Origin of the sequence: Escherichia coli DSM 30083 = JCM 1649 = ATCC 11775 (assembly GCF_003697165.2) — a bacterium.
Classification (GTDB): domain Bacteria; phylum Pseudomonadota; class Gammaproteobacteria; order Enterobacterales; family Enterobacteriaceae; genus Escherichia; species Escherichia coli.
Genome location: NZ_CP033092.2, coordinates 3,902,978 through 3,916,861, shown reverse-complemented (window position 1 = coordinate 3,916,861; position 13,884 = coordinate 3,902,978). Strand labels below are relative to the sequence as shown.

The 13,884-nt window shown below is 53.9% G+C and carries 11 protein-coding genes; all 11 read left to right on the top strand.

What is annotated here, in order from left to right; translation table 11 throughout:
* Positions 1-12 precede the first annotated feature (12 nt).
* The 11 genes from ftsI to ftsA are packed head-to-tail and all read left to right on the top strand — an operon-like array spanning position 13 to position 13,844.
* Positions 13-1,779, top strand: a complete 1,767-nt coding sequence (gene ftsI / locus EAS44_RS20190; protein WP_000642208.1) for a peptidoglycan glycosyltransferase FtsI — start codon at positions 13-15, stop codon at positions 1,777-1,779.
* The gene (gene murE, locus EAS44_RS20185; protein WP_000785121.1) at positions 1,766-3,253 is read left to right on the top strand and encodes a UDP-N-acetylmuramoyl-L-alanyl-D-glutamate--2,6-diaminopimelate ligase; all 1,488 of its coding nucleotides are present in this window, start codon (positions 1,766-1,768) and stop codon (positions 3,251-3,253) included. Before ftsI ends, murE begins: the two co-directional genes overlap by 14 nt.
* Positions 3,250-4,608, top strand: coding sequence for a UDP-N-acetylmuramoyl-tripeptide--D-alanyl-D-alanine ligase (gene murF, locus EAS44_RS20180; RefSeq protein ID WP_000626679.1), 1,359 nt, complete (start codon positions 3,250-3,252; stop codon positions 4,606-4,608). Before murE ends, murF begins: the two co-directional genes overlap by 4 nt.
* Positions 4,602-5,684, top strand: coding sequence for a phospho-N-acetylmuramoyl-pentapeptide-transferase (gene mraY / locus EAS44_RS20175; protein ID WP_000964131.1), 1,083 nt, complete (start codon positions 4,602-4,604; stop codon positions 5,682-5,684). The genes murF and mraY overlap by 7 nt, the downstream gene beginning before the upstream one ends.
* Positions 5,685-5,686: 2 nt before the next feature.
* Complete coding sequence (gene murD, locus EAS44_RS20170; protein WP_000796460.1) at positions 5,687-7,003, top strand: UDP-N-acetylmuramoyl-L-alanine--D-glutamate ligase; 1,317 nt, start codon at positions 5,687-5,689, stop codon at positions 7,001-7,003.
* A complete protein-coding gene (gene ftsW, locus EAS44_RS20165; RefSeq protein WP_001295532.1) occupies positions 7,003-8,247 on the top strand; it encodes a cell division protein FtsW in 1,245 nt (414 codons plus the stop codon). The genes murD and ftsW overlap by 1 nt, the downstream gene beginning before the upstream one ends.
* On the top strand, positions 8,244-9,311 hold the full coding sequence (gene murG / locus EAS44_RS20160) for an undecaprenyldiphospho-muramoylpentapeptide beta-N-acetylglucosaminyltransferase (protein WP_000016562.1): 1,068 nt from the start codon (positions 8,244-8,246) through the stop codon (positions 9,309-9,311). Before ftsW ends, murG begins: the two co-directional genes overlap by 4 nt.
* A 53-nt stretch (positions 9,312-9,364) precedes the next feature.
* Positions 9,365-10,840, top strand: coding sequence for a UDP-N-acetylmuramate--L-alanine ligase (gene murC / locus EAS44_RS20155; protein WP_001096048.1), 1,476 nt, complete (start codon positions 9,365-9,367; stop codon positions 10,838-10,840).
* On the top strand, positions 10,833-11,753 hold the full coding sequence (gene ddlB, locus EAS44_RS20150; protein ID WP_000130040.1) for a D-alanine--D-alanine ligase: 921 nt from the start codon (positions 10,833-10,835) through the stop codon (positions 11,751-11,753). The genes murC and ddlB overlap by 8 nt, the downstream gene beginning before the upstream one ends.
* Position 11,754: 1 nt before the next feature.
* On the top strand, positions 11,755-12,585 hold the full coding sequence (ftsQ, locus tag EAS44_RS20145) for a cell division protein FtsQ (protein WP_000075744.1): 831 nt from the start codon (positions 11,755-11,757) through the stop codon (positions 12,583-12,585).
* The gene (gene ftsA, locus EAS44_RS20140; protein ID WP_000588474.1) at positions 12,582-13,844 is read left to right on the top strand and encodes a cell division protein FtsA; all 1,263 of its coding nucleotides are present in this window, start codon (positions 12,582-12,584) and stop codon (positions 13,842-13,844) included. The genes ftsQ and ftsA overlap by 4 nt, the downstream gene beginning before the upstream one ends.
* The last annotated feature ends 40 nt before the right edge of the window (positions 13,845-13,884 follow it).

Here is a 13,884-nt window from a genome sequence, read left to right as displayed (position 1 = left end):
TAAACGCGACGCATGAAAGCAGCGGCGAAAACGCAGAAACCAAAACGTCAGGAAGAACATGCCAACTTTATCAGTTGGCGTTTTGCGTTGTTATGCGGCTGTATTCTCCTGGCGCTGGCTTTTCTGCTCGGACGCGTAGCGTGGTTACAAGTTATCTCCCCGGATATGCTGGTGAAAGAGGGCGACATGCGTTCTCTTCGCGTTCAGCAAGTTTCCACCTCCCGCGGCATGATTACTGACCGTTCTGGTCGCCCGTTAGCGGTGAGTGTGCCAGTAAAAGCGATTTGGGCTGACCCAAAAGAAGTGCATGACGCTGGCGGTATCAGCGTCGGTGACCGCTGGAAGGCGCTGGCTAACGCGCTCAATATTCCGCTGGATCAGCTCTCAGCCCGCATTAACGCCAACCCGAAAGGGCGCTTTATTTATCTGGCGCGTCAGGTAAACCCTGACATGGCGGACTACATCAAAAAACTGAAACTGCCGGGGATTCATCTGCGTGAAGAATCTCGCCGTTATTATCCATCCGGCGAAGTGACTGCTCACCTCATCGGCTTTACTAACGTCGATAGCCAAGGGATTGAGGGCGTCGAGAAGAGTTTCGATAAATGGCTTACCGGGCAGCCGGGTGAGCGCATTGTGCGTAAAGACCGCTATGGTCGCGTAATTGAAGATATTTCTTCTACTGACAGCCAGGCAGCGCACAACCTGACGCTGAGTATTGATGAACGCCTGCAGGCGCTGGTTTATCGCGAACTGAACAACGCAGTGGCCTTTAACAAGGCTGAATCTGGTAGCGCCGTGCTGGTGGATGTCAACACCGGTGAAGTGCTGGCGATGGCTAACAGCCCGTCATACAACCCAAATAATCTGAGCGGCACGCCGAAAGAAGCGATGCGTAACCGTACCATCACCGACGTGTTTGAACCGGGCTCAACGGTTAAACCGATGGTGGTGATGACCGCGTTGCAACGTGGCGTGGTGCGGGAAAACTCGGTACTCAATACCGTTCCTTATCGAATTAACGGTCACGAAATCAAAGACGTGGCGCGCTACAGCGAATTAACCCTGACCGGGGTATTACAGAAGTCGAGTAACGTCGGTGTTTCCAAACTGGCGTTAGCGATGCCGTCCTCAGCGTTAGTAGATACTTACTCACGTTTTGGACTGGGAAAAGCGACCAATTTGGGGTTGGTCGGAGAACGCAGTGGCTTATATCCTCAAAAACAACGGTGGTCTGACATAGAGAGGGCCACCTTCTCTTTCGGCTACGGGCTAATGGTAACACCGTTACAGTTAGCGCGAGTCTACGCAACTATCGGCAGCTACGGCATTTATCGCCCACTGTCGATTACCAAAGTTGACCCCCCGGTTCCCGGTGAACGTGTCTTCCCGGAATCCATTGTTCGCACCGTGGTGCATATGATGGAAAGCGTGGCGCTACCGGGCGGCGGCGGCGTGAAGGCGGCGATTAAAGGCTATCGTATCGCCATTAAAACCGGTACCGCGAAAAAGGTCGGGCCGGACGGTCGCTACATCAATAAATATATTGCTTATACCGCAGGCGTTGCGCCTGCGAGTCAGCCGCGCTTCGCGCTGGTTGTTGTTATCAACGATCCGCAGGCGGGTAAATACTACGGCGGCGCCGTTTCCGCGCCGGTCTTTGGTGCCATCATGGGCGGCGTATTGCGTACCATGAACATCGAGCCGGATGCGCTGACAACGGGCGATAAAAATGAATTTGTGATTAATCAAGGCGAGGGTACAGGTGGCAGATCGTAATTTGCGCGACCTTCTTGCTCCGTGGGTGCCAGACGCACCTTCGCGAGCACTGCGAGAGATGACACTCGACAGCCGTGTGGCTGCGGCGGGCGATCTCTTTGTAGCTGTAGTAGGTCATCAGGCGGACGGGCGTCGATATATCCCGCAGGCGATAGCGCAAGGTGTGGCTGCCATTATTGCAGAGGCGAAAGATGAGGCGACCGACGGTGAAATCCGTGAAATGCACGGCGTACCGGTCATCTATCTCAGCCAGCTCAACGAGCGTTTATCTGCACTGGCGGGCCGCTTTTACCATGAACCCTCTGACAATTTACGTCTTGTAGGCGTAACGGGCACCAACGGCAAAACCACGACGACCCAGCTGCTGGCACAGTGGAGCCAACTGCTTGGCGAAACCAGCGCGGTAATGGGCACCGTTGGTAACGGCCTGCTGGGGAAAGTGATCCCGACAGAAAATACCACCGGTTCGGCAGTCGATGTTCAGCATGAGCTGGCGGGGCTGGTGGATCAGGGCGCGACTTTTTGCGCAATGGAAGTTTCATCCCACGGGCTGGTACAACACCGTGTGGCGGCATTGAAATTTGCGGCGTCGGTCTTTACCAACTTAAGCCGCGATCACCTTGATTATCATGGTGATATGGAACACTACGAAGCTGCGAAATGGCTGCTTTATTCTGAGCATCATTGCGGTCAGGCGATTATTAACGCCGACGATGAAGTGGGCCGCCGCTGGCTGGCAAAACTGCCGGACGCGGTTGCGGTATCAATGGAAGATCATATCAATCCGAACTGTCACGGACGCTGGTTGAAAGCGACCGACGTGAACTATCACGACAGCGGTGCGACCATTCGCTTTAGCTCGAGTTGGGGCGATGGGGAAATTGAAAGTCGCCTGATGGGCGCATTCAACGTCAGCAACCTGCTGCTGGCGCTGGCGACACTGCTGGCACTCGGCTATCCGCTGGCTGATTTGCTGAAAACCGCCGCGCGTCTGCAACCGGTTTGCGGACGTATGGAAGTGTTCACTGCACCAGGCAAACCGACGGTGGTGGTGGATTACGCGCATACGCCGGATGCACTGGAAAAAGCCTTACAGGCGGCGCGCCTGCACTGTGCGGGCAAGCTGTGGTGCGTCTTTGGCTGCGGTGGCGATCGTGATAAAGGCAAACGTCCACTGATGGGCGCAATTGCTGAAGAGTTTGCTGACGTGGCGGTGGTGACGGACGATAACCCGCGTACCGAAGAGCCTCGTGCCATCATCAACGATATTCTGGCGGGAATGTTAGATGCCGGATATGCCAAAGTGATGGAAGGCCGTGCTGAAGCGGTGACTTGCGCCGTTATGCAGGCTAAAGAGAATGATGTGGTACTGGTCGCGGGCAAAGGCCATGAGGATTACCAGATTGTTGGCAATCAGCGTCTGGACTACTCCGATCGCGTCACGGTGGCGCGTCTGCTGGGGGTGATTGCATGATTAGCGTAACCCTTAGCCAACTTACCGATATTCTCAACGGTGAACTGCAAGGTGCAGATATTACCCTTGATGCTGTAACCACTGACACGCGAAAACTGACGCCGGGCTGCCTGTTTGTTGCCCTGAAAGGCGAACGTTTCGATGCTCATGATTTTGCCGACCAGGCGAAAGCTGGCGGCGCAGGCGCACTACTGGTTAGCCGTCCGCTGGATATTGATCTGCCGCAGTTAATCGTCAAGGATACGCGTCTGGCGTTTGGTGAACTGGCTGCATGGGTTCGCCAGCAAGTTCCGGCGCGCGTGGTTGCTCTGACAGGTTCCTCCGGCAAAACCTCCGTTAAAGAGATGACGGCGGCAATTTTAAGCCAGTGCGGCAACACACTTTATACGGCAGGCAATCTCAATAACGACATCGGTGTACCGATGACGCTGTTGCGCTTAACGCCGGAATACGATTACGCAGTTATTGAACTTGGCGCGAACCATCAGGGTGAAATTGCCTGGACTGTGAGTCTGACTCGCCCGGAAGCGGCGCTGGTCAACAACCTGGCAGCGGCGCATTTGGAAGGTTTTGGCTCGCTTGCGGGTGTCGCGAAAGCGAAAGGTGAAATCTTTAGCGGCCTGCCGGAAAACGGTATCGCCATTATGAACGCCGACAACAACGACTGGCTGAACTGGCAGAGCGTAATTGGCTCACGCAAAGTGTGGCGTTTCTCACCTAATGCCGCCAACAGCGATTTCACCGCCACCAATATCCATGTAACCTCGCACGGTACGGAATTTACCCTGCAAACCCCTACAGGTAGCGTCGATGTTCTGCTGCCGTTGCCGGGGCGTCACAATATTGCGAATGCGCTGGCAGCCGCTGCGCTCTCCATGTCCGTGGGCGCAACGCTTGATGCTATCAAAGCGGGGCTGGCAAATCTGAAAGCTGTTCCAGGCCGTCTGTTCCCCATAAAACTGGCAGAAAACCAGTTGCTGCTCGACGACTCCTACAACGCCAATGTCGGTTCAATGACCGCCGCTGTTCAGGTTCTGGCTGAAATGCCGGGCTACCGCGTGCTGGTGGTGGGCGATATGGCGGAACTGGGCGCTGAAAGCGAAGCCTGCCATGTACAGGTGGGCGAAGCGGCAAAAGCTGCTGGTATTGACTGCGTGTTAAGTGTGGGTAAACAAAGCCATGCTATCAGCACCGCCAGCGGCGTTGGCGAACATTTTTCCGATAAAACTGCGCTTATCGCGCGTCTTAAATCACTGATTGCTGAGCAACAGGTAATTACGATTTTAGTTAAGGGTTCACGTAGTGCTGCCATGGAAGAGGTAGTACGCGCTTTACAGGAGAATGGGACATGTTAGTTTGGCTGGCCGAACATTTGGTCAAATATTATTCCGGCTTTAACGTCTTTTCCTATCTGACGTTTCGCGCCATCGTCAGCCTGCTGACCGCGCTGTTCATCTCATTGTGGATGGGCCCGCGTATGATTGCTCATTTGCAAAAACTTTCCTTTGGTCAGGTGGTGCGTAACGACGGTCCTGAATCACACTTCAGCAAGCGCGGTACACCGACCATGGGCGGGATAATGATCCTGACGGCGATTGTGATCTCCGTGCTGCTGTGGGCTTACCCGTCCAATCCGTACGTCTGGTGCGTACTGGTGGTGCTGGTAGGTTATGGTGTTATTGGCTTTGTTGATGATTATCGCAAAGTGGTGCGTAAAGACACCAAGGGCCTGATTGCCCGTTGGAAGTATTTCTGGATGTCGGTCATTGCACTGGGTGTTGCCTTCGCGCTGTACCTTGCCGGCAAAGACACGCCCGCAACGCAGCTGGTGGTTCCGTTCTTTAAAGATGTGATGCCGCAACTGGGGCTGTTCTACATTCTGCTGGCTTACTTTGTCATTGTGGGTACTGGCAACGCGGTAAACCTGACCGATGGTCTCGACGGTCTGGCAATTATGCCGACCGTATTTGTCGCCGGTGGTTTTGCGCTGGTGGCGTGGGCGACCGGCAACATGAACTTTGCCAGCTATTTACACATACCGTATCTACGACACGCCGGGGAACTGGTCATTGTCTGTACCGCGATAGTCGGGGCAGGGCTGGGCTTCCTGTGGTTTAACACCTATCCGGCGCAGGTCTTTATGGGCGATGTAGGTTCGCTGGCGTTAGGTGGTGCGTTAGGTATTATCGCCGTACTGCTGCGTCAGGAATTCCTGCTGGTGATTATGGGGGGCGTGTTCGTGGTAGAAACGCTTTCCGTCATCCTGCAGGTCGGCTCCTTTAAACTGCGCGGACAACGTATTTTCCGCATGGCACCGATTCATCACCACTATGAACTGAAAGGCTGGCCGGAACCGCGCGTCATTGTGCGTTTCTGGATTATTTCGCTGATGCTGGTCCTGATTGGTCTGGCAACGCTGAAGGTACGTTAATCATGGCTGATTACCAGGGTAAAAATGTCGTCATTATCGGCCTGGGCCTCACCGGGCTTTCTTGCGTGGACTTTTTCCTCGCTCGCGGTGTGACGCCGCGCGTTATGGATACGCGTATGACACCGCCTGGCCTGGATAAATTACCCGAAGCCGTAGAACGCCACACGGGCGGTCTGAATGATGAATGGCTGATGGCGGCAGATCTGATTGTCGCCAGTCCCGGTATTGCACTGGCGCATCCATCCTTAAGCGCTGCCGCTGATGCCGGAATCGAAATCGTTGGCGATATCGAGCTGTTCTGTCGTGAAGCACAAGCACCGATTGTGGCGATTACCGGTTCTAACGGCAAAAGCACGGTCACCACGCTAGTGGGTGAAATGGCGAAAGCGGCGGGGGTTAACGTTGGTGTGGGTGGCAATATTGGCCTGCCTGCGTTGATGCTGTTGGATGATGAGTGCGAACTGTACGTGCTGGAACTGTCGAGCTTCCAGCTGGAAACCACCTCCAGCTTACAGGCGGTAGCAGCGACCATTCTGAACGTGACTGAAGATCATATGGATCGCTATCCGTTTGGTTTACAACAGTATCGTGCAGCAAAACTGCGCATTTACGAAAACGCAAAAGTTTGCGTGGTTAATGCTGATGATGCCTTAACAATGCCGATTCGCGGTGCGGATGAACGCTGCGTCAGCTTTGGCGTCAACATGGGCGACTATCACCTGAATCATCAGCAGGGCGAAACCTGGCTGCGGGTGAAAGGCGAGAAAGTGCTGAACGTGAAAGAAATGAAACTTTCCGGGCAGCATAACTACACCAATGCGCTGGCGGCGCTGGCGCTGGCAGATGCCGCAGGGTTACCGCGTGCCAGCAGCCTGAAAGCGTTAACCACATTCACTGGTCTGCCGCATCGCTTTGAAGTTGTGCTGGAGCATAACGGTGTGCGCTGGGTTAACGATTCAAAAGCGACCAACGTCGGCAGTACGGAAGCGGCGCTGAATGGCCTGCACGTAGACGGCACGCTGCATTTGTTGCTGGGGGGCGATGGTAAATCGGCGGACTTTAGCCCACTGGCGCGTTACCTGAATGGCGATAATGTACGTCTGTATTGTTTCGGTCGGGACGGCGCGCAGCTGGCGGCGCTACGCCCGGAAGTGGCAGAACAAACCGAAACCATGGAACAGGCGATGCGCTTGCTGGCTCCGCGTGTTCAGCCGGGCGATATGGTTCTGCTCTCCCCGGCCTGTGCCAGCCTTGATCAATTCAAGAACTTTGAACAACGAGGCAATGAGTTTGCCCGTCTGGCGAAGGAGTTAGGTTGATGCGTTTATCTCTCCCTCGCCTGAAAATGCCGCGCCTGCCAGGATTCAGTATTCTGGTCTGGATCTCCACGGCGCTAAAGGGCTGGGTGATGGGCTCGCGGGAAAAAGATACCGACAGCCTGATCATGTACGATCGCACCTTACTGTGGCTGACCTTCGGCCTCGCGGCGATTGGCTTTATCATGGTGACCTCGGCGTCAATGCCCATAGGGCAACGCTTAACCAACGATCCGTTCTTCTTCGCGAAGCGTGATGGCGTCTATCTGATCCTGGCATTCATTCTGGCGATCATTACGCTGCGTCTGCCGATGGAGTTCTGGCAACGCTACAGTGCCACGATGCTGCTCGGATCTATCATCCTGCTGATGATCGTTCTGGTAGTGGGTAGCTCGGTTAAAGGGGCATCGCGTTGGATCGATCTCGGTTTGCTGCGTATCCAGCCTGCGGAGCTGACAAAACTGTCGCTGTTTTGCTATATCGCCAACTATCTGGTGCGTAAAGGCGACGAAGTACGTAATAACCTGCGCGGCTTCCTGAAACCGATGGGCGTAATTCTGGTGTTGGCAGTGTTACTGCTGGCACAGCCAGACCTTGGTACGGTGGTGGTGTTGTTTGTGACTACGCTGGCGATGTTGTTCCTGGCAGGAGCGAAATTGTGGCAGTTCATTGCCATTATCGGTATGGGCATTTCAGCGGTTGTGTTGCTGATCCTCGCCGAACCGTACCGTATCCGCCGTGTTACCGCATTCTGGAACCCGTGGGAAGATCCCTTTGGCAGCGGCTATCAGTTAACGCAATCGTTGATGGCGTTTGGTCGCGGTGAACTGTGGGGACAAGGTTTAGGTAACTCGGTACAAAAACTGGAGTATCTGCCGGAAGCGCATACTGACTTTATTTTCGCCATTATCGGCGAAGAACTGGGGTATGTCGGTGTGGTGCTGGCACTTTTAATGGTATTCTTCGTCGCTTTTCGCGCGATGTCGATTGGCCGCAAAGCATTAGAAATTGACCACCGTTTTTCCGGTTTTCTCGCCTGTTCTATTGGTATCTGGTTTAGTTTCCAGGCGCTGGTTAACGTAGGCGCGGCGGCGGGGATGTTACCGACCAAAGGTCTGACATTGCCGCTGATCAGTTACGGTGGTTCGAGCTTACTGATTATGTCGACAGCCATCATGATGCTGTTGCGTATTGATTATGAAACGCGTCTGGAGAAAGCGCAGGCGTTTGTACGAGGTTCACGATGAGTGGTCAAGGGAAGCGATTAATGGTGATGGCAGGCGGAACCGGTGGACATGTATTCCCGGGGCTGGCGGTTGCGCACCATCTAATGGCTCAGGGTTGGCAAGTTCGCTGGCTGGGGACTGCCGACCGTATGGAAGCGGACTTAGTGCCAAAACATGGCATCGAAATTGATTTCATTCGTATCTCTGGTCTGCGTGGAAAAGGTATAAAAGCACTGATAGCTGCGCCGCTGCGTATCTTCAACGCCTGGCGTCAGGCGCGGGCGATTATGAAAGCGTACAAACCTGACGTGGTGCTCGGTATGGGCGGCTATGTATCAGGTCCAGGTGGTCTGGCCGCGTGGTCGTTAGGCATTCCGGTTGTACTTCATGAACAAAACGGTATTGCGGGCTTAACCAATAAATGGCTGGCGAAGATTGCTACCAAAGTGATGCAGGCGTTTCCAGGTGCTTTTCCTAATGCGGAAGTGGTGGGTAACCCGGTGCGTACCGATGTGCTGGCGCTGCCGTTGCCGCAGCAACGTTTGGCTGGACGTGAAGGTCCGGTTCGTGTGTTGGTAGTGGGTGGTTCCCAGGGCGCACGCATTCTTAATCAGACAATGCCGCAGGTTGCTGCGAAACTGGGTGATTCAGTCACTATCTGGCATCAGAGCGGCAAAGGTTCGCAACAATCCGTTGAACAGGCGTATGCCGAAGCGGGGCAACCGCAGCATAAAGTGACGGAATTTATTGATGATATGGCGGCGGCGTATGCGTGGGCGGATGTCGTCGTTTGCCGCTCCGGTGCGTTAACGGTGAGTGAAATCGCCGCGGCAGGACTACCGGCGTTGTTTGTGCCGTTTCAACATAAAGACCGTCAGCAATACTGGAATGCGCTACCGCTGGAAAAAGCGGGCGCAGCCAAAATTATCGAGCAGTCACAGCTTAGCGTGGATGCTGTCGCCAACACCCTGGCCGGGTGGTCGCGAGAAATCTTATTAACCATGGCAGAACGCGCCCGCGCTGCATCCATTCCGGATGCCACCGAGCGAGTGGCAAATGAAGTGAGCCGGGCTGCCCGGGCGTAATTGTAGCGATGCCTTTTGCATCGTATGAATTTAAGAAGTTAATGGCGTAAAGAATGAATACACAACAATTGGCAAAACTGCGTTCCATCGTGCCCGAAATGCGTCGCGTTCGGCACATACATTTTGTCGGCATCGGTGGTGCCGGTATGGGCGGTATTGCCGAAGTTCTGGCCAATGAAGGTTATCAGATCAGTGGTTCCGATTTAGCGCCAAATCCGGTCACGCAGCAGTTAATGAATCTGGGAGCGACGATTTATTTCAACCATCGCCCGGAAAACGTACGTGATGCCAGCGTGGTCGTTGTTTCCAGCGCGATTTCTGCCGATAACCCGGAAATTGTTGCAGCTCATGAAGCGCGTATTCCGGTGATCCGTCGTGCTGAAATGCTGGCTGAGTTAATGCGTTTTCGTCATGGCATCGCCATTGCCGGAACACACGGCAAAACGACAACCACCGCGATGGTTTCTAGCATCTACGCAGAAGCGGGACTCGACCCAACCTTCGTTAACGGTGGGCTGGTAAAAGCGGCGGGGGTTCATGCGCGTTTGGGGCATGGTCGGTACCTGATTGCCGAAGCAGATGAGAGTGATGCATCGTTCCTGCATCTGCAACCGATGGTGGCGATTGTCACCAATATCGAAGCCGACCACATGGATACCTACCAGGGCGACTTTGAGAATTTAAAACAGACTTTTATTAATTTTCTGCACAACCTGCCGTTTTACGGTCGTGCGGTGATGTGTGTTGATGATCCGGTGATCCGCGAATTGTTACCGCGTGTGGGACGTCAGACCACGACTTACGGCTTCAGCGAAGATGCCGACGTGCGTGTAGAAGATTATCAGCAGATTGGCCCGCAGGGGCACTTTACGCTGCTGCGCCAGGACAAAGAGCCGATGCGCGTCACCCTGAATGCGCCAGGTCGTCATAACGCGCTGAACGCCGCAGCTGCGGTTGCGGTTGCTACGGAAGAGGGAATTGACGACGAGGCTATTTTGCGTGCGCTGGAAAGCTTCCAGGGGACGGGGCGCCGTTTCGATTTCCTCGGTGAATTCCCGCTAGAGCCAGTGAATGGAAAAAGCGGTACGGCAATGCTGGTCGATGACTACGGCCACCACCCGACGGAAGTGGACGCCACTATTAAAGCGGCGCGCGCAGGCTGGCCGGATAAAAACCTGGTAATGCTGTTTCAGCCGCACCGTTTTACCCGTACGCGCGACCTGTATGATGATTTCGCCAATGTGCTGACGCAGGTTGATACCCTGTTGATGCTGGAAGTGTATCCGGCTGGTGAAGCGCCAATTCCGGGAGCGGACAGCCGTTCGCTGTGTCGCACAATTCGTGGACGTGGGAAAATTGATCCCATTCTGGTGCCGGACCCGGCGCAGGTAGCCGAGATGCTGGCACCGGTATTAACCGGTAACGACCTGATTCTCGTTCAGGGGGCTGGTAATATCGGAAAAATTGCTCGTTCTTTAGCTGAAATCAAACTGAAGCCGCAAACTCCGGAGGAAGAACAACATGACTGATAAAATCGCGGTCCTGTTGGGCGGGACCTCCGCTGAGCGGGAAGTTTCTCTGAATTCTGGCGCAGCGGTGTTAGCCGGGCTGCGTGAAGGCGGTATTGACGCGTATCCTGTCGACCCGAAAGAAGTCGACGTGACGCAACTGAAGTCGATGGGTTTTCAGAAAGTGTTTATCGCGCTACACGGTCGCGGCGGTGAAGATGGTACGCTGCAGGGCATGCTCGAGCTGATGGGCTTGCCTTATACCGGCAGCGGAGTGATGGCATCTGCGCTTTCAATGGATAAACTACGCAGCAAACTTCTGTGGCAGGGTGCCGGTTTACCGGTCGCGCCGTGGGTAGCGTTAACCCGCGCAGAGTTTGAAAAAGGCCTTAACGATAAGCAGTTAGCAGAAATTTCTTCTCTGGGTTTGCCGGTTATCGTTAAGCCGAGCCGCGAAGGTTCCAGTGTGGGAATGTCAAAAGTAGTAGCAGAAAATGCTCTACAAGATGCATTAAGATTGGCATTTCAGCACGATGAAGAAGTATTGATTGAAAAATGGCTAAGTGGGCCGGAGTTCACGATTGCGATACTCGGTGAAGAAATTTTACCGTCAATACGTATTCAACCGGCCGGAACCTTCTATGATTATGAGGCGAAGTATCTCTCTGATGAGACACAGTATTTCTGCCCCGCAGGTCTGGAAGCGTCACAAGAGGCCAATTTGCAGGCATTAGTGCTAAAAGCATGGACGACGTTAGGTTGCAAAGGATGGGGACGTATTGACGTTATGCTGGACAGTGATGGACAGTTTTATCTGCTGGAAGCCAATACCTCACCGGGTATGACCAGCCACAGTCTGGTGCCGATGGCGGCACGTCAGGCAGGTATGAGCTTCTCGCAGTTGGTAGTACGAATTCTGGAACTGGCGGACTAATATGTCGCAGGCTGCTCTGAACACGCGAAATAGCGAAGAAGAGGTTTCTTCTCGCCGCAATAATGGAACGCGTCTGGCGGGGATCCTTTTCCTGCTGACCGTTTTAACGACAGTGTTGGTGAGCGGCTGGGTCGTGTTGGGCTGGATGGAAGATGCGCAACGCCTGCCGCTCTCAAAGCTGGTGTTGACCGGTGAACGCCATTACACGCGTAATGACGATATCCGGCAGTCGATCCTGGCATTGGGTGAGCCAGGTACCTTTATGACCCAGGATGTCAACATCATCCAGACGCAAATAGAACAACGCCTGCCGTGGATTAAGCAGGTGAGCGTCAGAAAGCAGTGGCCTGATGAATTGAAGATTCATCTGGTTGAATATGTGCCGATTGCGCGGTGGAATGATCAACATATGGTAGACGCGGAAGGAAACACCTTCAGCGTGCCGCCAGATCGCACCAGCAAGCAGGTGCTTCCAATGCTGTATGGCCCGGAAGGCAGCGCCAATGAAGTGTTGCAGGGCTATCGCGAAATGGGGCAGATGCTGGCAAAGGACAGATTTACTCTGAAGGAAGCGGCGATGACCGCGCGACGTTCCTGGCAGTTGACGCTGAATAACGATATTAAGCTCAATCTTGGTCGGGGCGATACGATGAAACGTTTGGCTCGCTTTGTAGAACTTTATCCGGTTTTACAGCAGCAGGCGCAAACCGATGGCAAACGGATTAGCTACGTTGATTTGCGTTATGACTCTGGAGCGGCAGTAGGCTGGGCGCCCTTGCCGCCAGAGGAATCTACTCAGCAACAAAATCAGGCACAGGCAGAACAACAATGATCAAGGCGACGGACAGAAAACTGGTAGTAGGACTGGAGATTGGTACCGCGAAGGTTGCCGCTTTAGTAGGGGAAGTTCTGCCCGACGGTATGGTCAATATCATTGGCGTGGGTAGTTGCCCGTCGCGTGGTATGGATAAAGGTGGGGTGAACGACCTCGAATCCGTGGTCAAGTGCGTACAACGCGCCATTGACCAGGCAGAATTGATGGCAGATTGTCAGATCTCTTCGGTATATCTGGCGCTTTCTGGTAAGCACATCAGCTGCCAGAATGAAATTGGTATGGTGCCTATTTCTGAAGAAGAAGTGACGCAAGAAGATGTGGAAAACGTCGTCCATACCGCGAAATCGGTGCGTGTGCGCGATGAGCATCGTGTGTTGCATGTGATCCCGCAAGAGTATGCGATTGACTATCAGGAAGGGATCAAGAATCCGGTAGGGCTTTCGGGCGTGCGGATGCAGGCAAAAGTGCACCTGATCACATGTCACAATGATATGGCGAAAAACATCGTCAAAGCGGTTGAACGTTGTGGGCTGAAAGTTGACCAACTGATATTTGCCGGTCTGGCATCAAGTTATTCGGTATTGACGGAAGATGAACGTGAACTGGGTGTCTGCGTCGTTGATATCGGTGGTGGTACAATGGATATCGCCGTTTATACCGGTGGGGCATTGCGCCACACGAAGGTAATTCCTTATGCTGGCAATGTCGTGACCAGTGATATCGCTTACGCCTTTGGCACACCGCCAAGTGACGCCGAAGCGATTAAAGTTCGCCACGGTTGTGCGCTGGGCTCCATCGTTGGAAAAGATGAGAGCGTGGAAGTGCCGAGCGTAGGCGGTCGTCCGCCGCGGAGTCTACAACGTCAGACCCTGGCAGAGGTGATCGAGCCGCGCTATACCGAGCTGCTCAATCTGGTCAACGAAGAGATATTGCAGTTGCAGGAAAAGCTTCGCCAACAAGGGGTTAAACATCACCTGGCGGCAGGCATTGTATTAACCGGTGGCGCAGCGCAGATCGAAGGTCTTGCAGCCTGTGCTCAGCGCGTGTTTCATACGCAAGTGCGTATCGGCGCGCCGCTGAACATTACCGGTTTAACGGATTATGCTCAGGAGCCGTATTATTCGACGGCGGTGGGATTGCTTCACTATGGGAAAGAGTCACATCTTAACGGTGAAGCTGAAGTAGAAAAACGTGTTACAGCATCAGTTGGCTCGTGGATCAAGCGACTCAATAGTTGGCTGCGAAAAGAGTTTTAATTTTTATGAGGCCGACGATGATTACGGCCTCAGGCGACAG